This is a genomic window from Cellulomonas humilata, from assembly GCF_013359775.1.
Classification (GTDB): domain Bacteria; phylum Actinomycetota; class Actinomycetes; order Actinomycetales; family Cellulomonadaceae; genus Cellulomonas; species Cellulomonas humilata.
Genome location: NZ_JABMCI010000067.1, coordinates 246,306 through 271,769 on the forward strand (window position 1 = coordinate 246,306; position 25,464 = coordinate 271,769).

Consider the following 25,464-nt stretch of genomic DNA (forward strand, 5'->3'; position numbering starts at 1 on the left):
TCAGCGGGGCTCGCGCAGACCGCTGGCGCGACGTACCGGACGCTCGACGGCCGCGCGGACGGCATCCTCGGTGCCGATCACCCGCACGTGCTCGCGAGCGCGGGTCACTGCCGTGTAGAGCAGCTCGCGGGTGAGCAGGGGCGACGGGACCGGCGGCAGCACCAGGGTCACGCGGGCGAACTGGCTGCCCTGGCCGCGGTGGACCGTCATGGCGTGGACGGGCTGGACGGCGGGCAGTCGGTACGGGCGGACCAGGCGGGGGTCGTCGGGCTCGCCGAACGCGACCGCGACGCCGCCGAGCCCGTCGGCCACCACGACCCCGGTGTCGCCGTTGTAGAGCCCGCTGGCGCGGTCGTTCTCGGTGACCAGGAGCGGGCGGCCGAGCGGCCACGGACCGCCGCCGGCACCGACCCACGCCTCCACGGTGGCTGCCCAGTGCGCGACGCCGAACGGACCCTCGCGGTGGGCGAGCAGGAGGCGGTGGGCACCCAGGGCCTGCAGGGCAGCGGGGGCGTCGCCGGCCCGGGCCGCCGCCACGAGTGCGCGGCTGCTGGCCTCGACGTCCTCCCGCAGTCCGGCGACGTCCTGGGGTGAGAGCCTGTCGCCCGTCGGCTCGACCAGCGAGAGGTGCTCGTCACCGGAGCGCAGCACCGCCAGGGCAGTGTCGGCGTCGCCGAGCCGGATCGCCTCGGCGAGGGCGGCGAGCGAGGGACCGTAGCGATGCGTCCGCGTGAGGCGGACGACGTCCCGCGGGAAGGCCGCGACGAGGTCGCCGAGGACGGCACCGGCCTCGACGCTCACGAGCTGGTCGGGATCGCCGACGAGCACGAGCCGCGCCGTGGGGCGCAGCGCCTCGACGAGCCGGGCCATCAGCGACAACGACACCATCGACGACTCGTCGACGACGACGACGTCGTGCGGCAGGCGGCGCAGCCGGTCGTGCCGGAAACGGGTCGACGAGCCGGGACGCCGGCCGAGCAGGCGGTGCACCGTCATGGCGTGCAGGGAGCCGACGGCGGCGACGTCGGCCGCGCCGAGGAGGGCGACCTCCGCGTTGACCGACTCCTGGAGGCGGGCGGCGGCCTTGCCGGTGGGGGCCGCCAGCGCGACCCGCAGCCTGGGGCCGGCGGCGGACTGGAGGGCGGCGACCAGGCGCGCGACCGTCGTGGTCTTGCCGGTGCCGGGTCCGCCCGTCAGCACGGTCAGGTGGGAGGTGGCCGCCGTGCGGAGCGCGAGGCGCTGGGCGTCGTCGGCGGCCGACGGGTAGAGGCGGTCGACAGCCGCCGCCAGGACGTCCGGGTCGACGGTCGCCGGACGGGCAAGACGGTCGTGCACCGCCGCGCGGACCGTCTGCTCGTCGCGCCAGTAGCGGTCGAGGTAGACGCGCCCGTCCACCCAGCGCAGCGGGCGGTCGGCGGGGCCGTGCGGGCCGTCCGCGACGAGCGGGCTGCGGCGGATGGCCTCCTGCCAGTCGGTGGGTGCGTCTTCGACGTCGTCGAGCACGACGCACACCGACCCGCTGCGCAGCGCCTGCACGGCAAGGGCAGCAGCGAGCAGGACCCGCTCGTCGTCCTCCCCGCCGATCGCGCCGAGGCGGCGGGCGACGTGCACGTCGGCGGCCGTGAGGTCGGACGCCGCGAGCAGACCGGTCGCGCGCCACGGGAGGTTGGCGGCGTACGGGTCGTCGGCGATCGTCATGAGCCGGCCAGGAGGTCGGAGAGGGCGACGACGAGCCCGGCCGGCGGGCGCCAGGACACCACGCCGAACGGGACGCCGTCGACGGTCGGCGTCGCCGGGCCGGCCATCCCTCGCAGGAACAGGTACAGGCCCCCGCCCAGGTGCTCGGCCGGGTCGTAGAGCGGGAGACGCCAGCGCAGGTAGCGGTGCAGCGCCGCCGAGTACAGCAGCAGCTGGAGCGGGTAGTGGGCGTCGATCATCGCGGCGAGCGTCGACGCCGGCCGGTAGTGCCACAGCGAGAGCGGCTCGTCGAACGCGCCGAGGCGGTTGGTCTTGTAGTCGACGACGACGTAGCGGTGGCCGCCGGGCACGTCCGCGGGCACGCGCAGCACCGCGTCGATGGAGCCCGTGAGGTAGCCGCGCAGGCGGGCGCCGGACAGCGACTCGTCGCCGAGGCGGTCGGCGTAGGCCCCGAACGGGTCGTCGGCGGGCAGGTGGGTGCGCAGCAGACCGGCGACGTCCCGCAGGGCGCCGGCGTCCCGCCCACGGCCGAGGTCCCCACCGGCGAGCGGCAGCTCGAACTCGAGCTCGGCCAGGCGGTCCGGCGGGCCGATCGCGGCCAGGGACAGTCCGCCGGCCAGCGGTCCGAGCGGGGTGCGCAGCGACGGGAGCATCGCCGCGGCCACCGCGCCGGCATCGACGGCCAGGAGCGCGCCCGTCCCGGCCTCGGCGCAGCGGGTCGCGAGCTCCCCGGCCAGGTCCGGCGCGCTGGTGTCCACGAGCTCCAGCACGCGGTGCGCGAACGTGCCGAACGTGGTGCCGGACGGCAGGTCGGCCATCGGAGAGGGCAGGTCGCGGGCGGCCGCGTGGTCGTCGCCCGCCGGCGCGATCACGTCCGGCTCGTCCTGCACCCCGGGCGCCTCCGGCTCCGACCCGACGCGCTCCCGCCCGGCCGCAGGCTCGTGCGCGGCAGCGGTGAGCGCCGAGTAGGACGTCCGACGCCACGTCACGTCCGGTCGTCGTCCCAGCGTCGCCGCTCGGAGGTCCGCGGCCGGGGAGGCCGGTGGCGCCCACGGCCGGGTGGCGGTCGCCGAGGTCACGACCTCGAGCTCCAGCTCGCCTCTGCCCCGTGCGGCGAGGGCCTGCAGCGTGTCCGTGGTCCGGGCGTCGGTGGTCGTCCGCACCAGCTCCGCCGGGTTGCCGTCCCCGTCGCGGGCGCCGAGCAGGAGGCGGGTGAGCGCGCCGCGCACGGAGATCGTGGAGGGTGCCCACCAGACCACGACCTGGCTGGTGGCCCGCGTGAGAGCGACGTACGCGAGGCGCAGGCCCTCCCCGTCGTCGGCGGCAGAACCCGCCGCGCGCGCCTCGTCGTAACCCGGGCTGCCCTTCCCGCCGACGTGCAGCCGGCGGACGTCGTCGCGGTCGTACCCGATCGTCGCCGGGGTGGGCGGCGTGTACTTGTCCCAGAGGAACGGCACCAGCACGACGGGGAACTGGAGCCCCTTGCTCGCGTGCACCGTGATGACCTGCACGGCTGCGGCGTCGGTCTCCAGCCGGCGGCTGCGCTCCTCGGTGTAGTCCCGACCGGCCTCGTCGACCCGGGCGCGCAGCCACTCGAGGAGCGCAGCCGCGCCGAGGCCGTCGTCCGTCGCGGCGGCGTGCAGCGCCTCGCCGACGTGCCGGACGTCGGTCAGGCGGCGCTCGCCGTCCGGAAGTCGGACCAGACGCTCCCGCAGGCCGGCGGTGGCAGCGGCCTCGAGCAGGGAGGCGACGCCGTGGTCGTCGAGCACGCGCGACCACGTGCGCAGCAGGTCGGCCAGCTGGTCGCGGCGCTCGTCGGACGCCTCCGCGAGCTCGGTCGTGGTCCAGCCGACGAACGGCGTGAGGGCGGCCGCCGAGACGAACCCGCTGACGCCGGGGCGCGCGAGCGCCGAGAGCAGGGTGAGCCAGTCGCGCGCCGACGGCGTGCCGAACACGCTGGTCAGCATCGAGATGACGGCCGGCACGCCGACCGCCGCGAGCGCGCGCTGCACGGCGACGGCGTCGCGGTTGACCCGCGTGAGGACCGCGATGTCGCCGGGCTCGGCGGACCGCCACCCGCCGTCGTCCGCCACCTGCTCGTCGGCCAGCGTGCGCAGCACCTGAGCCGCGACGTCGGCGTAGACGAAGTCGCGGACCGTGCCGACCGGCGGGGTGGTGGCGTCGTCCGGTGCGTGCAGGGCGGCGCGCGTCACCTGCCGGAGGCGGACCGCGGGACCGCCGCGCAGCCGCCGGCCCGTCCGTGCGGGCTCGATCGGGTGGACGACGATGCGCGGATCACCCAGCGCGGTGCCGGACAGGATCGGGGCGAGGCCGTCGAGCACGGCGGGGTCCGCGCGCCAGTTGCGGTGCAGGGTCTGCGTCGACGCCACCGCGCGGGCGCGCAGGTAGGTGGCGACGTCGGCGCCCCGGAACCGGTAGATGGCCTGCTTCGGGTCCCCGATCAGCACCAGGGTGCGGTGCCCGTGGAACGCGGTCCGCAGGATGTCCCACTGGACGGGGTCGGTGTCCTGGAACTCGTCGACCATGACGATGCGGTAGCGCGCGCGCACGCGGTCGGCCGCGGCGGTTCCCGTCTCCGGGTCGGTCAGCGCGTCGCGCAGCAGCACCAGCAGGTCGTCGTAGTCGAGCACCCTCGACGCACGCTTGCGCCGGACCAGCTCGCGGCGGGCGGCGTGGGCGAGGCCGTACGAGTCGCGTGCGCGTCCGTCGGCGTCGGCCGGTTCGAGCGTCGCCGCTGCGTCGCTGACCGCCTCGTGCGCGATCGCGCGGGCGTCCTTCACGGAGAGCGTCGGCGCGCCCGTCGACGCGTACTTGCGCAGGTAGAGGTCGTCGACCACCTCCGCCTCGAGCGCCGCGATGTCCGGGACCAGGCGCGCGTCGGGCTCGACGTCGCCGAGGGTGCCCAGCGACGTGAGCATCTGCTGGCAGAAGCCGTGCGTGGTGGTGATCGTGGCGGCGTCGAACTCGGCCAGCGCCTCGGTGAGGCGTTGGGTCCGTGCCGCACGGTCCGTGCTCGCGAGCAGGACGATCACCGGGTCGGTCGGATCGACCGCGTCCTGCCGGAGCGCGCGCTCGACGACGACGAGGCGCTCGCGGACGCGTTCGCGCAGCTCGGAGGTGGCCAGCCGGCCGAACGTCACGAGCATGAGCTCGGGGAGACGAGCGACGCCCTCGGCGACGTACCGGACGGCCAGCGACGCGATCGTCGTCGTCTTGCCCGTGCCGGCGCTCGCCTCGAGCACGACGGTGCCCTCCGGCAGCGGGCCGCACACGTCGAACGGGGCGGTCATCCGACCTCCTCGTGCGCGATGAGATCGGCCCACAGCGCCATGGAGAGCGCACCGAACCGGGTGGACTCGGTGCCGGCACCCTCCTCGACGAGCAACCGGTCGAACGTGACCGGGTCGCCGAACGCGAGCAGGTGGTAGTCGTCGACTGCCTCGAAGCCGCCGCGGCCGTTCGCCGCCTCCTCCGCGGTGCCGAGCTCCTTGCGGGCGCTGGCCAGCGCGTCGGCCTCGTCGCCACCGCCGGTGCGCGGGTGCGCGTACGCCAGGCTCGTCGCGAGGGGGAGCGGGAGGGCTCCGCACCTCGCCTCGTCGTGGAGGGCGACGAGCCGCCGGAGAACCTCGTGCGGCTGCGCCGGTGCCGAGAGGCGGGCGACGCGCGACGGGCGGACCTGCCCACGACCGATCGTCACCGCCTCGAAGGTGCGGTCGGGGAACGCGGCGGCCAGCGCGACCAGCTGCACCCAGGCGCGCAGGCGGTGCTTGGCCCCGAGCCGGGAGAAGACCGTGCGGACCAGGACGTCGCCGCGCACGCCGTTCACCGTGCCGGCGAGCGTGCGCCCGTCGGCGAGCGGGATCGTGACGTCGACGCTCTCGGCGGGTCGCACGAGGTACCGGTCCGAGGCCGCGAGCAGCGGCTCGACCTGCGCGCGGATGGTCTGCAGGGTCGCCCCGCCGAGAGTGGCCGGAGGCAGGTGCCCGCGGCGCCGCTCGGCCGCGGTGGCGTCGGTGAGGTCGACGCCGTCGAGCGCGGCCTGGAGCAGCCGGTCTCCGACGGCCCACCGCTCCAGCCCGTCCAGCTCGAGGGGCAGGCGGTCGTCCAGCTGCGGCTCGTCACCGGGAAGGGTCGCGCCGAGCCGGCCGCGGAAGAACGCGCGGACGGGGTGCTCGAGGGTGGACGCCAGGTCCTCGAGGTCGAGCTCGTCGGCGCCGGTCGGGAGCAGCTGCGCTGCAGGCGTCGGCGGGTTGCCGCGGCGCCCGGTGCGTGCGGCGGCGAGGTCGAGCAGGTCGAAGCTGAACGGCTCGGCGCGGCCCAGCGCTCCCGCCACGAAGTTGCGCTCGTCGACGGTCTGGAGCGGGTGGTGGACGACCTGGTCCCGTGCGGACCTGCCCTCGGGGTGGGCGACGGCGGCGTCGAGGGCGTCGAGCAGCTCGCCCACCGGAACGGCGGGCGGCCGGGTGGCGCCGGTGCGCTCGTCGGCGCCCGAGTAGACGACCACGAGGTGCTGCTGGGCGCTCGTCACCGCGTCGAGGAACAGCTGGCGGTCCTCCTGCCGGGCGTCGCGCTCCCCGACGAGCGGGTCGCGCGCGAGGATGTCGTCGCCGTCATGGCCCGATCCGCGGGGGAACGCGCCGTCGTCCATCCCGAGCAGCGCGACCACCCGGTGCGGGACGGCGCGCATCGGCGCGAGCGAGCACACGGTCAGCGCCCCGGTGCGGAAGCCTGACCTGGTCGGTCGCCCGGCCAGGTGCGGCTCGAGCAGCGCGATGACGTCGGCCAGCCGCAGGGTGCTGCCGGCCGCCGTCCGGGCCCTGGCCAGGGCGCGGGCCGCCTCTGCCTGCTGCCAACGGTCGGCCGGTGCGACGTCGGTGAGCAGGAGCACGGCCCGGTCCAGCGTGTCGAACCACTCGCCCGCGGGACGCGCACCCGCGAGGTCGTGCAGGGTGGCGGTGAGCCGGTCGACGAACTCCGCCAGGCGCCCGACCAGGTCGACGTCGGTCGAGCCGACGTCGTCGACCGGCAGCACCGCGCCGACGAACCGGTGGTCCTCCTCCGCCATCGCCACCCCGAGCAGGAGCCGGTCCAGCGCGGTCGCCCACGTGCCCTGGGCGAGCGCACCCAGCTGGTAGCGCTCGCGCCGGGAGGCGTCCTCACCCCATCGCACCCCCGACTCCAGGGCCCAGCCCCGGATGCGGTCGAGCTCCTCGTCGTCGAAGCCGAACCTGCGACGCACGGGCGCCTGACCGGCGAGGTCGACCACCGCGGACGCCCCGACGCGGGAGTCGGCGAGCTCGAGCAGGGTCGCGACCACGGAGAGGACCGGGTTGGCGTTCCCTGGTGCACGGTCGGCGATGCGGACACGCAGCGTGCGACCAGGGTGATCGTGGGGCCCGTCGTCCGCCTGGCCGAAGACGGCCTCGACCAGCGGCGCGAACGCCTCGACGTCGGGGCACATCACGATGACGTCCCGCGGCTCCAGGGTGGCGTCGTCCGCGAGCAGGCCGACGACGACCTCCCGGAGCACCTCGACCTGGCGCGAGCGTCCGTGGCAGGCATGGACCTGGACGGAGCGGTCGCCGGGGCTCGCCCCGTGCCGTGGGCCGTCGGTGCGGTCGTCGGCGATGCGGTCCTGGAGCGCGCCCAGCGCCGTGCTCGGGCGTGGGGCCGAGGCGAGGACAATCACGTCGGGTGCGAGCTGGAGGACTCGCGTCGCCAGCTCGGTCGCGTCCCCGGACATCGAGGCGAGCAGCGGGTGCGTCGCGACCGTGGGCCTCTCCGACCTGCGGGCAGCGGTGCGGGGGTCGGACACCACGCGTCGCCAGAGAGCCAGGGACGGCTGGGGCATCCACAGGTGGACCTCGCGGTGCACGGCCAGCGCGTCCAGCACCCGCAGGTGCCCGTCGGGCAGCGCCGTCGCCCCGAACACCGAGAGCCGCGTTGGCAGAGCGCTCACCGACGGCTCCGCGACGAGCCGCGCCACCGCGTCGTCGAGCCGCTCCGCGGGAGCCGACCCGCTGACGGTGTCGCGCACCTCCCGCCACAGGTGCGCCTGCCACAGCACGTCGTCCGGGAGGTCTGCCCCCAGACCGTCCTGGTCGAGGCCGTGCGCCCAGGCGACGAGCATCGCGGGGCGCTGACGGTCGTAGGAGCCGAACAGCCGGGCCACCCGCTGGGCGAGCCGGACCCGGCGGCTGCGGCGGACCTCGTCGCCGTCCGCACCGAGGAACCGGCTCACCGTCCGGAGCCACTCCGCGCCGAGGTTCGCGTCGATCGCGTCCAGCACGTGACCGGCCAGGTGCTCGGGACCCCACGGGTCGTCGTCGCCGGTCAGCCCGGCCGTGCTCGCCAGCGCATCGCGAACGAGCCGGCCCGGCGACGGGAAGACCACGTTCGCGCAGACGCCGTCCGCCGTCGTGCCCGCTCCGGTGCCGAGGCGGTGCGAGAGCCGCTGGGCCACCCAGCGCTCGACGCCGCGGGTGGGGACGGAGACGACGTCCGGGGTGAACGGGTCGGCCGGAGGTGCGGCGAGGACCGCGGCGAGGGCGTCGACGAGGACATCTGTCCTCTCGGCGACGTGCACGTGCAGGCCCGAGGTGGTCGTCGTCGATGCGTCGGAGGCCACGTCGCGCACTCTAGCCACGTGGTCGCGACCGAGCGCTCCGGTCGTCGTGCCTGTGCCGGCGTCGTCCGTCATCCACAGGTCAGGGCAGGGTCACGACGACCCGGCGGCGGGGCAGGTCCGCCGGTAGGGCCAGAGCGGCCCGACGCTGAGGACGCCGCGGGACGCCGAGAGCGCCCAGGCGTGGTGAGCACGCCTGGCCGCTCCCTGCGCCTCAGTGGTAGATCGCCCTCGGAGACCCGACGGGGTCGAGCCTCTCCGCGGTCCGCCGCAGGGTGGCGGCGACACGTGGGCGGAGGTTGAGCCGGCGCCGGCGCGGCGGCTCGGGTGGCAGGACGGGCGAGCCGGGCAGCGCCGAGTGCTGCAGGTTCCAGGTGGCCCGTGCTCCGACGACTGCAAGTCCCTCGATCATGATGACCTCGCAACCAGTAAACAATCGGTTACCGGTAGCATAGGCCCGTGCTACCATCAAAACAAGGTTTATAGGTAGCGAAGCCGGAGGCGGATCGTGGCTCAGGACGTGCTCCCGGAGCTGGTCGGCGGCGTGCTGTGCCTGGACGTCGCCAACTCCGTGGACGGGCGGGTGCTCGACGACCCGCTGGACTATCTCCACACCTACGCCGACCTCGTCGACTGGGTACGGCGCGCTGGCGGCCTGTCCGCCGCGCAGGCCGTTGAGCTCCACGCCCTCGCCGAGGCCGACCCCGAGGCTGCGGACGGTGAGCTGGTGCGCACGCGCGCGCTCCGGGAGTCCGTGTTCGGGCTGTTCTACGGGCGTGCCACGCAGGGTGTCGCCGCCGCCGGTCTCCTCGCGGCAGTCCAGGAGTCGTACGTGGACGCGCTCGCGCACGGCCGGCTGGTGGCGGACGGTCCGGACCTGCGCTGGACGTGGGAACCCGACCTGCGTCTCGCGCGCTGGCTGCTCGCGCGCTCCGCCGTCGACCTGGCCACCACCGGCCCGTCGGGCCGGGTCAAGGCGTGCGCGTCGCAGGACGGCTGCCAGTACCTGTTCCTGGACACCTCGAAGAACGGCAGCCGCCGGTGGTGCAGCATGACGGACTGCGGGAACCAGGCGAAGTCGCAGAGACTCACCGCGCGGCGGCGCGCGAGCCGCGCCGCGGACTGATGAGCCGGTCGCCTCAGCCCTCGGTGCGCGAGAGCAGCAGCGCCTCGCCCTGTCCGCCGCCGCCGCACAGGGACACGGCCGCACGCCCGTGGCCGCGACGCGCGAGCTCCGTCGCGGCGTGGCCGGCCAGCCGCGCGCCGGACGCTCCGATCGGGTGCCCGAGCGCGATCGCGCCGCCGTGGATGTTCGTCTGCTCCAGCGGGTAGGCCAGGTCTCCGAGCGACTGCACCACGACCGACCCGAACGCCTCGTTGATCTCCACGAGGTCCACCGTCGACAGGTCCCAGCCGGCTCGGGCCAGCGCGGCCGCGATCGCCGCCGACGGTTGCGAGTGCAGCGAGTTGTCCGGTCCGGCCACCTGCCCGGACGCGCCGACCACCGCGAGCCACGACAGCCCGCGCGCCTCGACGATCTCCCGGGCCGCAACCACCACGGCCGCGGCTCCGTCGGTCAGGGGAGAGGCGTTGCCGGCCGTGATCGTCCCGTCGGCGGAGAACGCCGGCCGCAGTGCCGCCAGGGACTCCAGAGACGTCTCGGGCCGAAGGCCCTCGTCCACCGACACGACCACGGGGGCACCGCGCCGCTGCGGCACCTCCACCGGCACGATCTCGTCGGCGAACACGCCGGAGGCCGCTGCCTCGGACGCCCGCCGGTGGCTCTCCACCGCCACGGCGTCCTGCGCCTCGCGCGGGATCGACAGCGCCTTGTTCCCGCGCTCGGTGGACGAGCCCATCGACTCGCGGTCGAACGCGTCGGTCAGCCCGTCGAACGCCAGGGAGTCCACCGCCTGGATGTCCCCGTAGGTCCACCCGCGTCGCGACCCCGGCAGCAGGTGCGGCGCCTGGCTCATCGACTCCTGCCCGCCGGCGACGACGATCGACGCCTCCCCGAGCCGGATCATCCGCGCGGCGTCGATGATCGCGGTCAGCCCGCTGAGGCAGACCTTGTTGATCGTCGTCGCGGGCACCGTCCACGGGATGCCGGCCTTGACGGCGGCCTGCCGCGCGGGGTTCTGGCCGGCGCCCGCCTGGACCACCTGGCCCATGAGCACCTGGTCCACGTCGGACGGGTCGAGCCCGGCACGGGAGATTGCGCCGGCGATCGCGACGGCACCCAGCGACGCGGCGGACAGGGACGACAGCGCGCCGTTCAGGCGTGCCATCGGCGTCCGCGCGAACGAGACGATCACGACCTCACGGTCAGCAGTCATGAGAGCTCCACCTCCACGGGCACCAGGGGAGTGGCCGCCACGACGTCGTCGACAGAGACGCCTGGCGCGCACTCCCGCAGGACGAGTCCGGCGGGTGTCACGTCGAGCACCGCCAGGTCCGTGATGATCCGGTCCACCACCCCGACCCCGGTCAGCGGCAGGGTGCACTCCGGCAGGATCTTGGCGGACCCGTCGCGCGCCACGTGTTCCATGAGCACCACGATCCGACGCGCCCCGTGCACCAGGTCCATCGCGCCGCCCATGCCCTTGACCATCTTTCCGGGGATCATCCAGTTGGCGATGTCGCCGGACGACGACACCTGCATCGCGCCCAGGATCGCGACGTCGACCTTGCCGCCGCGGATCATCGCGAACGAGGTCGCCGAGTCGAAGTACGACGCCCCGGGAGCGACCGTGATCGTCTCCTTCCCGGCGTTGATGAGGTCGGGATCGACGTCGTCGTCGATGGGGTACGGCCCCACGCCGAGCACGCCGTTCTCCGACTGGAGGACGACGGACACCCCCGGCGGGACGAACCCCGGCACCAGCGTCGGCAGCCCGATCCCGAGGTTCACGTAGGACCCGTCGGTCAGCTCCAGGGCCGCCCGCGCCGCCATCTGCTCCCGCGTCAGGCTCATGAGACCGTCCTCCGCTCGATGCGCTTGTCGGCCACCTCGGCGGGTGAAAGTGCGACGACGCGGTCCACGAAGATGCCCGGCAGATGGATGGAATCCGGGTCCAGAGCGCCGACCGGGACGAGCTCCTCGACCTCCGCGATCGTCACCGCACCGGCCGCCGCGCACAGCGGGTTGAAGTTGCGGGCGGAGGAGTGGAACACCAGGTTCCCCAGGCGGTCGCCACGCGCGGCCCGGACCAGCGCGTAGTCCGCGGTGATCGCCTCCTCGCGGACGAAGTCGGACGACACCCCACGCACGGTGAACGTCTCGACGGGCTTCGGTGGCGACTCGACGAGGACCGATCCGTCGGGGGAGTACCGCCACGGCAGCCCCCCGGAGGCCACCAGCGTGCCCACGCCGGTCCGCGTGTAGAACGCGGCGATCCCGCTCCCACCTGCACGAAGACGCTCGGCGAGCGTGCCCTGCGGCGTCAGCTCGACCTCGAGCTCCCCGGCCAGGTACTGCCGCGCGAACTCCTTGTTCTCGCCCACGTACGAGGCGATGATGCGCCGGATGCGACCCGCCTGGAGCAGCAGGCCGAGCCCCCAGTCGTCCACGCCGCAGTTGTTGCTCACCACCTCCAGGTCCTGGACGCCGGAGTCGAGCAGAGCGTGGATCAGCAAGCTCGGGATACCGCACAAGCCGAACCCACCGACCGCGAGGGTCGCCCCGTCGGGGATGTCGGCTACCGCCTCGACGGCGGACTGGACGACCTTGTCCATTCTTGCCTCCTGTCGACGAGGTCATTGTGCGCCGACCGGTCGACACTCGCGCCAGCCCATGGGCACAAGGTCCCTTGCGGACTTACCCTGGCGGGACATCAGGCAATGGGGCCTAGCTTCACGAGAGCGACGGTTCCGCCACCACAACGGAGCGAAACATGTTGCGTGCAGATGTGTCACCCAGCCGTGCCCTGCCCACCCACCAGCAGGCGGAGGCCCTTCAGCTGGTGACCCCCGACGGCGTCCGTCGGCCGGATCCCGAGTACGACCCGTGGATCGCCGACGTCGACGACGAGCAGCTCGAAGCCCTGTACGAGGACATGGTCGTCGTGCGCCGGTTCGACACCGAGGCCGTCGCGCTCCAGCGGCAGGGACAGCTCGGGCTGTGGCCGCCGCTCCTCGGGCAGGAGGCAGCGCAGATCGGCTCCGCCCGCGCGCTGCGCAGCGACGACTTCGTGTTCAGCAGCTACCGCGAGAACGGCGTGGCGTACTGCCGTGGCGCGCAGCCGACCGACCTGATGCGCGTCTGGCGGGGGACGGCCCTGGCGGGCTGGGACCCGCGGGCGATCGGGATGGCCACGCCGCAGGTGATGATCGGCTCGCAGACCCTGCACGCCACCGGGTACGCGCTGGGGTGCGTCAAGGACGGCGTCGACTCCGTGGCGGTCGCGTACTTCGGCGACGGCGCCACCAGCAAGGGCGACGTGCACGAGGCGATGGTCTTCGCCGCCACGTTCCACGCCCCGGTGATCTTCTTCTGCCAGAACAACCAGTGGGCGATCTCCGAGCCGGTGGGCCTGCAGGCGCAGCGCCCGATCGCGGACCGCGCGGCCGGCTACGGCATCCCCGGCATCCGGGTGGACGGCAACGACGTCCTCGCGGTGATGGCTGCCACGCGGTCGGCCCTCGACCGGGCTCGGCGCGGCGACGGCCCCACGTTCATCGAGGCCGTGACCTACCGGATGGGCCCGCACACCACCTCCGACGACCCCACCCGGTACGTCGACCCGCAGGACAAGGCGTCCTGGGCCGCGAAGGACCCGGTCGTCCGGCTCGAGCGGCTGCTGCACGCGCGCGACGCGTTGTCCGAGGAGCGCACCTCGCAGATCAAGGAGAAGGCCGAGGCGTTCGCCGCGGAGATGCGCAGCGGCTGCTACGGGTTGCCGGTCCCCGAGCCGCTGAGCGTGTTCGAGGACGTGTTCGTCGAGCCGACGCCCGCGCTGGAACGTCAGCGCAGCCAGTACGCCGCCTACCTCGCCATGTACGACGAGGAGGCGTGATGTCCACGATGACGATGGCCGCGGCCCTGAACTCCGGCCTGCGGCACGCACTCGACGACGACCCGACGGTGGTGCTGCTCGGCGAGGACATCGGCACGCTCGGCGGGGTGTTCCGGGTGACCGACGGGCTCCAGCGCGACTTCGGGGCCGACCGCGTGATGGACACGCCGCTGGCCGAGTCCGGGATCCTGGGCGTCGCGGTCGGTCTGGCGTACCGGGGGTACCGGCCGGTCGTGGAGATCCAGTTCGACGGGTTCGTGTACCCCGCGGTCGACCAGCTGGTCACGCAGGTCGCGCGCATCCACTACCGGACCGGCGGCGCAGTCCGCATGCCGATCACCGTCCGGATCCCGTACGGCGGCGGCATCGGGGCGGTCGAGCACCACTCCGAGTCGCCCGAGGCCTACTTCGCGCACACGCCCGGCCTGCGCGTGGTGACCTGCGGCAGCCCGCAGGACGCCCACACGATGATCCGCCAGGCGATCGCGTGCGACGACCCCGTGGTGTTCTTCGAGCCGAAGCGGCGCTACTGGGTCAAGGGCGAGGTCGACGAGTCGTTCGACGACGTCCCGCTGCTCGACCGCGCACGCGTCGTCGTCGAGGGCACCGACGTCACGCTCGCCACCTACGGCCCGCTCGTCATCACCGCGCGCGACGCCGCGCTGGCCGCGCAGGACGACGGGCTGTCGATCGAGGTGGTGGACCTGCGCTCGCTGTCGCCGATCGACGTCGACACGCTCGAGGCCTCCGTGCGCAAGACCGGCCGGCTCGTCGTGACCCACGAGGCTCAGGCCAGCGGCGGGCTGGGTGCCGAGATCATCGCGAGCATCACGGACCGCTGCTTCGACGTCCTGACGTCCGCCCCGGTGCGCGTCACCGGGTTCGACACCCCGTACCCGGCGTCCAAGCTCGAGGAGCACTTCCTGCCCGACCTGGACCGGATGCTCGACGCCGTCGACCGCGTGATGGGCAGACAGCACTCCCTGACCGGATGGAGGGCGTCATGACCACGATCCAGACCGTGACGCTGCCGGACCTCGGCGAGGGGCTCACCGAGTCCGACCTGGTGGAGTGGACCGTCGCCGTGGGCGACACGGTCGAGCTCAATCAGGTGGTCGCCGAGGTGGAGACCGCCAAGGCACTGGTCCAGCTGCCGTCGCCGTACGCGGGGGTGGTCGCCGAGCTGCTCGTCGAGCCCGGGGCCACGGTGCCCGTGGGGACGGCGCTGCTGACGATCGCAGTGGAGGAGCGGGCCGATGCCACGGCTCCGACCACGCCCGCCGCTGAGCCAGCCGCACCCGAGCGGACCGCCGTGCTCGTCGGGTACGGCCCGCTGGTCGAGGGGTCGTCGCGACCGCGACGCCGGTCGAGGTCGGACGACTGGGTCGCGGCGCACGCCGTCGCCGACGAGGTCGGGCTCGCCCTGGCCGGCGGGCGCATCGGGCCGAAGGTGCTGCCGCCGGTGCGCAAGCTGGCGCACGACCTCGGCGTCGACCTCAACAAGATGGCGGGCTCGGGCAAGGACGGGATGATCACGCGGGAGGACGTCCTGCGGGCGGTCTCCGGCGCGGACGTCTCGCCGGCTGCTCGGCGGCCCGACGCCCTGTCCGCCGCGCACCGACCCGGCCTGGCCAGGCCCGTGCAGGACGCGCCGACCCAGCACGCGCCGACCCAGCACGCGCCGACGTCGGGCCGCGAGGTGCGGACCCCGATCACGGGGGTGCGCAAGCAGACCGCCGCCGCGATGGTGGCCAGCGCCTTCACGGCGCCGCACGCGTCGACGTCGCTGACGATCGACGTCACCCCGACCCTCGACCTGCTCGCGGAGTTCACGCGCGACCCTGCGCTGGAGGGCCACCGCATCACGATCCTCACGCTCGTCGCCAAGGCGGTGACGCTCGCGCTCGGTCGCAACCCCTCGCTCAACGCGCGCTGGGACGAGGCCGCGGGGGAGATCGTCCAGTTCGGCTACGTCAACCTGGGCATCGCCGCGGCGACCCCGCGTGGGCTGCTGGTGCCGAGCATCAAGGACGCCGACCGCCTGCGACTGCCGGACCTCGCGGACGCGATCGGGGAGTTGACCGAGAGCGCACGGGCGGGGACGTCGACGCCCGCTGACCTGGCCGGGGGGACGATCACGATCACCAACATCGGGGTGTTCGGCGTCGACACCGGCACACCGATCCTGGTGCCGGGTCAGGCGGCGATCCTGGCGATGGGCGCGATCCGGCGTCGGCCGTGGGAGTTCCAGGACGAGCTGGCGCTGCGCAGCGTGATGACGCTCAGCCTCTCCTTCGACCACCGCTTGGTGGACGGAGCAGAAGCCGCCCGGTTCCTCGCCGACGTGGGGACGATCCTCGCGCGGCCGGGCTCCGTCCTGAGCATGGTCTAGCGGGTCGCCGGCACCGCCGTGGTGCGGTGCCGGGCTCGACCCTCCGGCGGCATGGTCACGAGTCGAGGCTGCGGTAGAAGTCGAGGAGCGCGTGGGCCAGCTGCTCGGGAGCCTCCATCGCGACGAAGTGGCCGATCCCCTCGATGGTCGCGGTGGTGACGTCGGCGGCGACCGCGTGCATCGTCCCGCTGGTGAACGGCCCGCTGCCGGCGTCGACCGCCAGGACGGGGACCGTCAGCCTGTGCTCGGTGGCGAGCCGCGTGATCTCGGCGCCCTCCGTGAGCACGGAACCGTAGATGCCGGTGGTCCCGCGCAGGCCCTCGGGGCGCGAGTACACCCGCGTGAACTCGTCGACGTCCTCGTCGCTGATGGCGCCCGGGGTGCCGTTCATGGCGGGGAAGGCGAAGCCGGTGAGGAACTCGCGCTCCCGCCCGGCGAGCAGCATCTCGGGGATGCCCGGAGCCCCGAGGAACCCGACGTGCCACGCCCCGCCGTGCGCCACGTCGGCGAGCAGCTCCAGCCCGAACCCCGGCAGCGCCGCCTCGATGGCGGTGTAGCTGCGCAGGAGCTCGGGGTGCTGGGCGGCCAGACGGAAGGTGGGGGTCCCGCTGATGTCCTGGCCGGTGAGGTGGACGGGGCCGAGGTCGAGGTGGGCTATCAGCCCGCGCAGGCTGTCGGCGAACGTCGAGCTCGTGTACTCGCCGGGATCGGTGCCGGAGTCGCCGAACCCCGGCAGGTCGACGGCGATGACGCGGTGCTCGGCAGCGAGCAACGGGATGAGCTTGTGGAACGCCCACCACGACTCGGGGAACCCGTGCACGAGCAGGACCGGCGTCCCGGTGGCGCCGGCGGTGACGTAGTGCAGCTCGGTGCCGTCGAGGGTGACGCGGTGGTGCGTGACCTCGGGGATCGAGGCGGCGGTCGTGACGGTCATGAGTCGCTCCTTCGGAGGTTTTGGACAACCAGGTTGTGACAAGTTTAGAAACTTGGTTGTCGATACGTCAACCAGGTTGTCGTAACATGGCGCCATGACGCGTTCCGGTGCCGACCTCGCGCTCCTTCTGCTGGGGGGCTTCCGCGCGCTCGCCGACGCGGGGAGCGCCGAGCTGGCCGACCGCGGCTACGACAAGATCCGGCCCATCCACGACTTCGCCCTGCGCTCGATCCTCGCCGGTGCTGACACCACCGCCGAGCTCGCGCGGGAGCTGGGCATCTCGAAGCAGGCCGTGATCAAGACCGTCGGCTTCCTCGAGGCGGAGGGCTACGTGGCCGTCGAGGCCGACGAGCGCGACGGCCGTCGCCGGCTGTACTCGCTCACCGACCGCGGCCAGGCGTTGCTGCGCACGGGGGAGCAGGTGTTCAACGAGCTGCGCGACCGGTGGGCGCAGCGCATCGGCGCGGAGCAGGTCGAGGCAGTGGGCGACGCTCTCGCGGACCTGGGCATCCGGGCGCCGACCCATCTCGACGCCGCGGGCTGGTTCAGCGGTTCGTCATCGCCCTGACGGCCGCAGCGCCGCCAGCGCCATCTCCTCCAGCAGGGCTCGCGTGCGGGCGGAGGTCACCGAGCGGGCGCTGTGCGGGGTGCTGTTGAGCAGGCCGAACGTGGCCTGGGCGCGCAGGCGGAGCTCGGCGCGCTCGCTCGACGGGCTGAGCCGGGCCAGCACGTCCACCCACAGCTCGATGTAGCGACGCTGGAGGTCGCGGACCGACTCTCTGTCCTGCGGGGTGAGCGCGGGAAGGCTCCTGTCCTGCACGCGGATCACGTCGGGGTCGCGCAGCGCGAAGTCGACGTGGAACCGCACGAGCGCGCGCAGGGCTGCGGAGGCATCGTCCCCGGCTGAGTCGACGACCACCCGGCCGCCGTCGAGCAGCCCCTGGCTGACCCCCACGAGGAGCGCGGCGAGTACCGCCTGCTTGCTGGGGAAGTGGCGGTAGACGGCAGGCCCGCTGACGCCGACCGACGAGCCCAGGTCCTCGATGGAGACGCCGTCGAACCCGTGGCTCGCGAAGAGCCGCGCAGCCTCGGAGAGCAGCGCATCGCGGCGCTCGGCCTTGGCGCGGACGCGGGCGGTCGGCGGGGCCTCGCTCATGTGGCTCGCGCTCCTCCATGGACAACGGTGTGATCGCACACTAGCCTCATTTCAGTTAGCGATCACTAACTCAGTTCGTCTCTCCCACCACCCCCGTGGAGACCGCGTCGATGGAGATGCTCAGCACGACGGCCGACCCTGCAGCCGACTCGTTCGTCGCGAACGAGGCGGCCCAGCGCGCCCTCGTCGTCGAGCTGAGGGACCGGCTCCGCACCGCGGCCGAGGGCGGCCCCAAGCGCTCGCGCGAGCGGCACGTGGCCCGCGGCAAGCTGCTGCCGCGCGAGCGGATCGACGTCCTGCTCGACGACGGCAGCCCGTTCCTCGAGGTCGCGCCGCTGGCCGCGCACGAGCTCTACGACGGCGATGCCCCGGGCGCCGGGGTGATTGCGGGGATCGGACTGGTGCACGGCCGGCACGTCATGGTCCTGTCCAACGACGCGACCGTGAAGGGCGGCACGTACTACCCGCTGACGGTGAAGAAGCACCTGCGCGCGCAGGAGATCGCGCTCGAGAACCGGCTGCCGTGCCTCTACCTGGTCGACTCCGGCGGCGCGTTCCTGCCGATGCAGGACGAGGTGTTCCCGGACCGCGACCACTTCGGCCGGATCTTCTTCAACCAGGCCCGGATGTCCGCGGAGGGGATCCCGCAGATCGCGTGCGTGATGGGCTCGTGCACCGCGGGCGGCGCGTACGTGCCGGCGATGAGCGACGAGACCGTGATCGTGCGCCGCCAGGGGACGATCTTCCTCGGCGGCCCGCCGCTGGTGAAGGCCGCGACCGGTGAGGTGGTCACGGCCGAGGATCTGGGCGGCGGGGAGCTGCACTCGCGGACCTCCGGGGTCACCGACCACCTGGCGGAGAACGACGCGCACGCGCTCCAGATCGTGCGGGACATCGTCGCGACCCTGCCGGTCCCACGGCAGACCGCGTGGGAGGTCCACGAGAGCCGGCCGCCGAAGGTCGACGAGAGCCAGCTCTACGGCGTCGTCCCCACCGACCTGCAGACCGCGTACGACGTGCGCGAGGTGATCGCGCGGCTGGTCGACGGCAGCGAGCTGCACGAGTTCAAGCGCGAGTACGGCACCACGCTGGTCACCGGGTTCGCGCGGCTGCACGGGCACCCGGTGGGGATCGTCGCCAACAACGGGGTGCTGTTCAGGGAGTCGGCGGTCAAGGGCGCGCACTTCATCGAGCTCTGCGACCAGCGCGGCATCCCGCTGGTGTTCCTGCAGAACATCTCCGGCTTCATGGTCGGCCGCGACTACGAGGCCGGGGGGATCGCGAAGCACGGCGCCAAGATGGTGACCGCCGTCGCGACCACCCGGGTGCCCAAGCTGACCGTGGTGATCGGCGGCTCGTTCGGGGCCGGCAACTACTCCATGTGCGGGCGGGCGTACGGTCCGCGCTTCCTGTGGATGTGGCCCGCCAGCCGGATCTCGGTCATGGGCGGCGCGCAGGCCTCGTCGGTGCTGGCGACCGTGCGCCGCGAGCAGCTGGGTGACCAGTGGTCCGCGCAGGACGAGGAGGCGTTCAAGGCTCCGCTGCGGGAGCAGTACGAGACGCAGGGGAACCCGTACTACTCGACGGCACGGCTGTGGGACGACGGGATCATCGACCCGGCGGACACCCGGCGGATGCTCGGCATGGCCCTCGACGTGTGCGCAGGTGTCCCCCTCGGAGAGCCCCGCCTCGGGCTCTTCCGGATGTGACCGGCATGTTCGGGACCGTGCTGGTGGCGAACCGGGGGGAGATCGCCTGCCGGGTCATCGCGACGCTCCAGAAGCTCGGGATCCGGTCGGTCGCGGTGTTCACCGACGCGGACCGCGCTGCGCTCCATGTGGCGCGCGCGGACTCAGCCGTCCGCATCGAGTCCTACCTGTCCCTCGACGCGGTGATCGCGGCCGCGCGCACTGCTCACGCGGACGCGATCCACCCGGGATACGGGTTCCTCTCCGAGAACGCGGACCTCGCGCGGGCGTGCGAGGCGGCCGGCGTCGTGTTCGTCGGGCCCGGGGTCAAGGCCCTGGAGCTCATGGGCGACAAGATCCGCGCGAAGGAGCACGTGTCGGCCGCTGGGGTGCCGGTCATCCCGGGGTCGTCGTCGACCGCCGCGGAGGATGCCGGGCGCGTCGGGTACCCGCTCCTGGTCAAGCCGTCCGCGGGCGGGGGCGGCAAGGGCATGACGGTCGTCGAGCGTCCCGAGGACCTGGCCGACGCCCTCGCCGGCGCCCGGCGCGTGGCCGCCGCGGCGTTCGGCGACGACACGCTGCTGCTCGAGCGGCTGGTCAGGGTGCCGCGGCACATCGAGGTGCAGCTGCTGGCCGACGGGTTCGACCACGTCATCCACCTCGGCGAGCGCGAGTGCTCGCTCCAGCGTCGGCACCAGAAGGTCATCGAGGAGGCGCCGTCGCCGCTCCTCGACGCCGCCACGCGGGACCGGATCGGCGCGGCCGCGTGCGAGGTCGCGCGCAGCGTGGGCTACGTCGGAGCCGGCACGGTGGAGTTCCTGGTGTCCGACGAGGCACCGACGGCGTTCTTCTTCATGGAGATGAACACGCGGCTGCAGGTGGAGCACCCCGTCACCGAGCTGGTCACCGGGCTGGACCTGGTCGAGTGGCAGTTGCGGATCGCCGCGGGAGAGCCGCTGGACGTGCAGCAGGCCGACGTGCGCCTGACCGGGCACGCGATCGAGGCGCGCGTCTACGCCGAGGACCCCCTCCGCGACTTCCTGCCGAGCACCGGGACCGTGCGGGTGCTCGACGAGCCGTCCGGCGAGGGGATCCGCGTCGACAGCTCCCTGTACGCCGGGCTGGAGATCGGCTCCACCTACGACCCGATGCTGGCCAAGGTGATCGCGTGGGGACCGGACCGCGCCACGGCGCTCGCCCGCCTGGACCGGGCGCTGGCCGGCACCACCGTGCTCGGCGTCCGGACCAACCTCGCGTTCCTGCGGCAGGTGCTGGCCGATCCCGACGTCGGGGCCGGCCGGCTGGAGACCGGTCTGCTCGGACGACTGACCCCCGCCGCGGACGTCGCCCCGATCATCGCGGCCGTCCTCGCCCGCCACCCGGCACCCGTCGGCGCGTGGGGGACCGACGGCTGGCGCCTCGGCGATCCGCGACCGGTGCGCTACGAGGTCGGGGACGTCGAGGTGGCGGTGCTCGGCCCACCGCAGGACGCGACCGTGACCGTCGGCGATGACGCCCCCGTGCACGCGTCGCTGACCCGTACCGGACCCACCGCCGTCGCGCTCGAGGTCGACGGCGTCGTCCAGCCGCTGCGTCTCGTCTCGGACGGGCCGGTCACCTGGGTCGGCACCTCCGAGCTGCGCTTCCGCAGCCGCGTCGAGCGACTGACCGACGAGCTCGCGGCGCTGACCCGCGGCACCGGCCCCGCCGACCCGGAGGTGCGGTCGCCGATGCCCGGCATCGTCGTCTCGGTCGACGTGCGCACCGGCGACCGGGTGGTCGCGGGCCAGAACCTCCTCACCATCGAGGCGATGAAGATGGAGCACCGGGTCGTCGCGCCCAGCGACGGCATCGTCACCCTCACGGTCCGACCGACCGACCGGGTGGCACTCGACCACGTGGTGGCCACCATCACCGGCCACCCCGACGAAGGGACACCGGCATGACGTTCGACCTCACCCCCGAGCAGCAGAAGCTCCGCGACGAGGTGCGGGACTTCGCCGACACCGTCGTCGCGCCCGCCGCCTACGAATACGACACGAAGCGCGAGCTGCCGTACGAGATCCTCGCGCAGATGGGGGAGATGGGGCTGTTCGGTCTGCCGTTCCCCGTCGAGTACGGCGGCCAGGGGCGCGACTACGTGGACCTGTGCCTGGCGGTCGAGCAGCTGGCGCGGGTGGACCAGTCGATCGCCGTGACGCTCGAGGCCGGCGTGGGGCTGGGCGCGATGCCGGTGTGGCGCAGCGGGACCGAGGCGCAGAAGCGGGAGTGGATCCCGATGCTGGCGCGGGGTGAGGCGCTCGCGGCGTTCGGGCTGACGGAGGCCGACGCCGGGTCCGACGCCGCCGGCACCAAGACCACCGCACGCGTCGAGGACGGCGAGTGGGTGATCGACGGGACCAAGCAGTTCATCACCAACTCGGGCTCGAGGATCACGCGGCTCATCACGATCACCGCGGTCACGGGCGAGAGCGTGCGCGCGGACGGGTCGGTGAAGAAGGAGCTCACCGCGATCCTGGTGCCGAGCAGCACGCCGGGCCTGACCGTCCTGCCCGCGTACGACAAGGTCGGCTGGCACACCTCCGACACCCACCCGCTCCGGTTCGAGGACGTCCGCGTACCGGAGGCGAACCTGCTCGGCGAGCGCGGCCGGGGCTTCGCGCAGTTCATCCAGACGCTCGACGAGGGCCGCGTGGCGTTCGCCGCCCTGTGCACGGGGGCCGCGCAGGGCTGCCTGGAGGAGGCCATGCGGTACGCCAAGAGCCGCAACGTGTTCGGCCACCCCATCGGCGACAACCAGCACATCGCGTTCACGATCGCCCGGATGGAGGCGCGCGTGCACTCCGCCCGGCTGGCGTGGCTCGACGCCGCCCGCCGGCTGGTCGCCGGGCAGCCGTTCAAGCTCGAGGCGAGCCTGGCCAAGCTGATCGGCAGCGAGGCGGCGATGGACAACGCCCGGGACGCGACGCAGATCTTCGGCGGGTACGGCGTGATGAACGAGAACCCCGTGGCCCGGCACTACCGCGACGCGAAGATCCTGGAGATCGGGGAGGGGACCACGCAGGTGCAGCTCATGGTGATCGCGCGGGAGCTGGGCTTCTCCGGGGCGCCGCGATGACGAGAGACATCGAGCAGCGCGGGCTCTACTACGAGGAGCTCGGGCTCGACGTCCGCTACGTGCACCGCCCCGGACGCACGATGACCGAGGCGGACAACGTCCTGTTCTCCACGCTCACCATGAACCCGCAGGCGCTGCACCTCGATGCGGCGTGGTCCGCCGAGCAGCCGTTCGGGCAGCGGCTGGTGAACTCGATGATGACCCTGGCCGTGCTGGTGGGGAGCTCCGTCGCGCAGCTGACCCAGGGCACGATCGTCGCCAACCTCGGCTTCACGGACGTCCGGTTCCCGCACCCGCTGTTCCACGGGGACACGCTCTACTCCTCGACCGTGGTCACCGACAAGCGGCTCTCGACCTCCCGGCCCGGCCAGGGCGTGGTCACGCTGGAGCACACCGGCCGCAACCAGGACGACGTCGTGGTGGCCGTCGCGGTGCGGACGGTCCTCTTCTGGTGCAGGGACGCCGCGCCATGACCGGCTTCACCAGGGGCCCGGCGCTGCTGTTCTGCCCCGCCGACCGCCCCGAGCGCTACGCCAAGGCCGCAGCGCGGGCCGACGCCGTGATCCTGGACCTCGAGGACGCCGTCGCCGTGGACGCGAAGCCGGCCGCACGCGCGGCGCTGTCGTCCGCACCCCTGGATCCCGACCGCACGATCGTCCGGGTGAACCCGGCAGGCTCCCACGACTTCGCCGCCGACCTGCGCGCCCTCGAGGCGACGCCGTACCGCACGATCATGCTGGCCAAGACCTCCTCGGCCGCCGACGTCCGGCAGCTCGCGGCCTTCGACGTCGTCGCGCTGCTCGAGACGGCGGCCGGTGTGGTCGCCGCGGCGTCGATCGCGGCGGAGCCCAACGTCGTCGCCCTGATGTGGGGTTCCGAGGACCTGGTCGCCTCCCTGGGCGGCACGTCGAGCCGTGGGCCCGACGGGGGGTACCGCGCCGTGGTCCGGCACGCGAGGTCCGTCGTCCTGCTGGCAGCGGGCGCGCACGGCAAGGCGGCGATCGACGCCGTGCACCTGGAGGTCGAGGACCTCGCCGGCCTGGCCGACGAGGCCACCGACGCCGCCGCCAGCGGGTTCGCCGCCACGGCCTGCATCCACCCGTCGCAGGTGCCCGTGGTCCGCGCGGCCTACCGACCACGGGAGGACGAGGTGCGCTGGGCGCGCGACGTGCTCGCGGCCGCGGCCGGCCAGGGCGGGGCGTTCCTGAGCGAGGGGCGCATGGTCGACGGACCGATCCTGCGGCAGGCCGAAGAGGTGCTCCGCCGAGCGCTATGACGCCGTCGCACGTGCGCGCGGCCTGGTGCCCGCCACCGGCGCCGGACCGGTCACCGTGTTCCACAGGTACCGCTCGAGGCTGCGCGAGAACTGGCCCACGGTCGCCGGGTCGCTGCTGTAGGCCAGCACCTCGTGACCCTCGAGCTCCTGCTCGATCCGGCCCACGACCGAGCTGGGCGCCGCCGCGAGGGCCTCGTACCGGGGCACGTGCCAGCTCGGGGGTGCCGTGCGCGCGACGTCGGGGAGGAAGCGCGCCAGACGATCCACGTGCCCGATGTACACGCACCGGCCGTCGTCGTGGGCGGTCAGCTCCCGGATCTCCCACAGCAGGCTCTCGGTGGGCCGGGACACGTCGACCAGGGTGACCTCGGTGCCGGCCAGGAGGCGGCTCACGGTCGCGCGCCACAGGGCGTTGGTGGACGCGACGACCATGAGCTGAGGGCTGAACACCCGGCGGGTCATGCGTTCGACGAGCGCTCCGACCGTCGCCACGTCGCCCGCGTCCTGGACGGACTGCCGCGCCGCACCCTCGGCGGCCTGGGCGCTGCGCTCGACGCGCTCCGACAGCAGGAAGGCGGGAAACAGGAGCCGGGGAAGCACCCAGGCGAGCAGCATCCCCGCCAGGACCAGCAGGACCGCCGCGGTGGCCAGCTGAGCGCCCGACTCGATGCGCAGCGGGGACGCGTCCAGCAGGCCGGCGGGGAGCAGGGTGGTCGGGTCGGAGGTCGTGTCCGCCGCGCGCAGGATGACCACGAAGGAGGCGATGAACCCGACGGTCATGACCGGGCCGACGACCTTGCGGGTGTGCTGCGCGACCGACCGCGAGAACAGCGTCATGCCTGACCGCCGCGCGCCGACGGCCTGCACGTCCGAGTCGTCGAGCGTGACCACTCGCCACGACCGTCCCAGGACCGTGAGCGCGGCCGTGACGATGCGCGTCGCGTCGTCGTACCCGAACCGGCGCAGGAAGAGCACGGCGTGACGCCGACGCCGGAGCAGCGCGAGCCCCAGCCACAGGAGGGCGAGCGACGCGGCGAGCCCGATTCCGAGCCCGAGCCCCGGCTCCAGCAGCGTCGACAGGTCGACCGCCGGCGCCGAGCTGAGCCAGTCCGGGCTCCACCGGCCGGCGGGGTCCATGCCGCGCACGACGCTCGCGGCGTACCCGCGCCCGACGACGACGACGAAGACGACCGACACGGCGAAGACGACGCACAGCCCGGCGATCCCCACGCCCATGAGCAGCACACCGGCGACGCTCGCGGCAGACGCCGACGCGCTCCGGGCGGAGCCGCGGGACAGGACGTCGTACACCACCTTCACGCTCACGGTTCCTCCAAGGAGCGGGCTCGGACGGTGCCGACGGTCGTGTTCACGGACGGCACACCGCAGTCCGGGCGCACGGCAGCCGACGAGGGCGGCACGGCTGGGTTCTGCGTCATGACCATCTCCGAGAGATCGAGGCGAGCGGGGGTGCTCGAAGAGAAGGGGTCCGGGCGCGCAGGCGGGATACCGACGTCACGACGACCGGTGCGGCTAGGGAC

General features: G+C 73.6%; 20 protein-coding genes. 10 read left to right on the forward strand and 10 right to left on the reverse strand.

Going from position 1 to position 25,464, the window contains the following annotated elements; genetic code table 11:
* The 4 genes from recD to HP550_RS14685 all read right to left on the reverse strand — a co-directional run bounded on the left by recD (window position 1) and on the right by HP550_RS14685 (window position 8,756).
* Window positions 1–1,698, reverse strand: a complete 1,698-nt coding sequence (gene recD, locus HP550_RS14670) for an exodeoxyribonuclease V subunit alpha (protein ID WP_175348415.1) — start codon at window positions 1,696–1,698, stop codon at window positions 1–3.
* Entirely contained in the window at window positions 1,695–5,009 is a 3,315-nt protein-coding gene (locus tag HP550_RS14675) for a UvrD-helicase domain-containing protein (protein WP_175348416.1), read from the reverse strand. Before HP550_RS14675 ends, recD begins: the two co-directional genes overlap by 4 nt.
* A complete protein-coding gene (gene recC / locus HP550_RS14680; protein WP_343048189.1) occupies window positions 5,006–8,347 on the reverse strand; it encodes an exodeoxyribonuclease V subunit gamma in 3,342 nt (1,113 codons plus the stop codon). Before recC ends, HP550_RS14675 begins: the two co-directional genes overlap by 4 nt.
* Window positions 8,348–8,558: 211 nt before the next feature.
* Entirely contained in the window at window positions 8,559–8,756 is a 198-nt protein-coding gene (locus HP550_RS14685; protein WP_175348418.1) for a hypothetical protein, read from the reverse strand.
* 96 nt (window positions 8,757–8,852) lie between these two features.
* Between HP550_RS14685 and HP550_RS14690 the strand changes: the two genes are divergently transcribed.
* Complete coding sequence (locus HP550_RS14690; protein ID WP_175348419.1) at window positions 8,853–9,470, forward strand: CGNR zinc finger domain-containing protein; 618 nt, start codon at window positions 8,853–8,855, stop codon at window positions 9,468–9,470.
* Between the two features lie 13 nt (window positions 9,471–9,483).
* Here the strand turns inward: HP550_RS14690 and HP550_RS14695 are convergent, their stop codons facing one another.
* Genes HP550_RS14695 through HP550_RS14705 form a run of 3 tightly spaced genes read right to left on the reverse strand, consistent with a single transcriptional unit; the run spans window position 9,484 to window position 12,079 of the window.
* Entirely contained in the window at window positions 9,484–10,680 is a 1,197-nt protein-coding gene (locus tag HP550_RS14695; RefSeq protein WP_175348420.1) for an acetyl-CoA C-acyltransferase, read from the reverse strand.
* Window positions 10,677–11,318, reverse strand: a complete 642-nt coding sequence (locus tag HP550_RS14700; RefSeq protein ID WP_175348421.1) for a CoA transferase subunit B — start codon at window positions 11,316–11,318, stop codon at window positions 10,677–10,679. Before HP550_RS14700 ends, HP550_RS14695 begins: the two co-directional genes overlap by 4 nt.
* Complete coding sequence (locus HP550_RS14705) at window positions 11,315–12,079, reverse strand: CoA transferase subunit A (protein WP_175348422.1); 765 nt, start codon at window positions 12,077–12,079, stop codon at window positions 11,315–11,317. The genes HP550_RS14700 and HP550_RS14705 overlap by 4 nt, the downstream gene beginning before the upstream one ends.
* A gap of 158 nt (window positions 12,080–12,237) precedes the next feature.
* Here HP550_RS14705 and pdhA point away from each other — a divergent pair, with 158 nt between their 5' ends.
* The 3 genes from pdhA to HP550_RS14720 are packed head-to-tail and all read left to right on the forward strand — an operon-like array spanning window position 12,238 to window position 15,751.
* The gene (gene pdhA, locus HP550_RS14710; RefSeq protein ID WP_175348423.1) at window positions 12,238–13,359 is read left to right on the forward strand and encodes a pyruvate dehydrogenase (acetyl-transferring) E1 component subunit alpha; all 1,122 of its coding nucleotides are present in this window, start codon (window positions 12,238–12,240) and stop codon (window positions 13,357–13,359) included.
* Window positions 13,359–14,366: an alpha-ketoacid dehydrogenase subunit beta gene (locus HP550_RS14715; protein WP_175348424.1), complete on the forward strand. Its 1,008-nt coding sequence runs from the start codon at window positions 13,359–13,361 to the stop codon at window positions 14,364–14,366. The genes pdhA and HP550_RS14715 overlap by 1 nt, the downstream gene beginning before the upstream one ends.
* Complete coding sequence (locus HP550_RS14720; protein WP_175348425.1) at window positions 14,363–15,751, forward strand: dihydrolipoamide acetyltransferase family protein; 1,389 nt, start codon at window positions 14,363–14,365, stop codon at window positions 15,749–15,751. The genes HP550_RS14715 and HP550_RS14720 overlap by 4 nt, the downstream gene beginning before the upstream one ends.
* Before the next feature lie 55 nt (window positions 15,752–15,806).
* On the opposite strand, the gene HP550_RS14725 is transcribed toward HP550_RS14720, so the two are convergent.
* Window positions 15,807–16,685, reverse strand: a complete 879-nt coding sequence (locus HP550_RS14725) for an alpha/beta fold hydrolase (RefSeq protein WP_175348426.1) — start codon at window positions 16,683–16,685, stop codon at window positions 15,807–15,809.
* 94 nt (window positions 16,686–16,779) lie between these two features.
* Between HP550_RS14725 and HP550_RS14730 the strand changes: the two genes are divergently transcribed.
* Complete coding sequence (locus tag HP550_RS14730) at window positions 16,780–17,253, forward strand: MarR family winged helix-turn-helix transcriptional regulator (protein ID WP_175348427.1); 474 nt, start codon at window positions 16,780–16,782, stop codon at window positions 17,251–17,253.
* Here HP550_RS14730 and HP550_RS14735 read toward each other — a convergent pair.
* Window positions 17,242–17,841 (reverse strand): SACE_7040 family transcriptional regulator, encoded by a 600-nt coding sequence (locus HP550_RS14735; protein WP_175348428.1) that lies wholly within the window; start codon window positions 17,839–17,841, stop codon window positions 17,242–17,244. The two genes, HP550_RS14730 and HP550_RS14735, sit on opposite strands and share 12 nt — an antisense overlap.
* Before the next feature lie 110 nt (window positions 17,842–17,951).
* Between HP550_RS14735 and HP550_RS14740 the strand changes: the two genes are divergently transcribed.
* The 5 genes from HP550_RS14740 to HP550_RS14760 are packed head-to-tail and all read left to right on the forward strand — an operon-like array spanning window position 17,952 to window position 23,923.
* Complete coding sequence (locus HP550_RS14740; protein WP_175348429.1) at window positions 17,952–19,550, forward strand: carboxyl transferase domain-containing protein; 1,599 nt, start codon at window positions 17,952–17,954, stop codon at window positions 19,548–19,550.
* A gap of 5 nt (window positions 19,551–19,555) precedes the next feature.
* Window positions 19,556–21,475: an acetyl/propionyl/methylcrotonyl-CoA carboxylase subunit alpha gene (locus HP550_RS14745; protein ID WP_175348430.1), complete on the forward strand. Its 1,920-nt coding sequence runs from the start codon at window positions 19,556–19,558 to the stop codon at window positions 21,473–21,475.
* A complete protein-coding gene (locus HP550_RS14750) occupies window positions 21,472–22,647 on the forward strand; it encodes an acyl-CoA dehydrogenase family protein (protein ID WP_175348431.1) in 1,176 nt (391 codons plus the stop codon). The genes HP550_RS14745 and HP550_RS14750 overlap by 4 nt, the downstream gene beginning before the upstream one ends.
* Window positions 22,644–23,120: a MaoC family dehydratase gene (locus tag HP550_RS14755; protein ID WP_175348432.1), complete on the forward strand. Its 477-nt coding sequence runs from the start codon at window positions 22,644–22,646 to the stop codon at window positions 23,118–23,120. Before HP550_RS14750 ends, HP550_RS14755 begins: the two co-directional genes overlap by 4 nt.
* Window positions 23,117–23,923, forward strand: coding sequence for an HpcH/HpaI aldolase/citrate lyase family protein (locus tag HP550_RS14760; protein ID WP_175348433.1), 807 nt, complete (start codon window positions 23,117–23,119; stop codon window positions 23,921–23,923). Before HP550_RS14755 ends, HP550_RS14760 begins: the two co-directional genes overlap by 4 nt.
* Here HP550_RS14760 and HP550_RS14765 read toward each other — a convergent pair.
* A complete protein-coding gene (locus HP550_RS14765; protein ID WP_175348434.1) occupies window positions 23,918–25,249 on the reverse strand; it encodes a hypothetical protein in 1,332 nt (443 codons plus the stop codon). The genes HP550_RS14760 and HP550_RS14765 overlap by 6 nt on opposite strands.
* Window positions 25,250–25,464 lie beyond the last annotated feature (215 nt).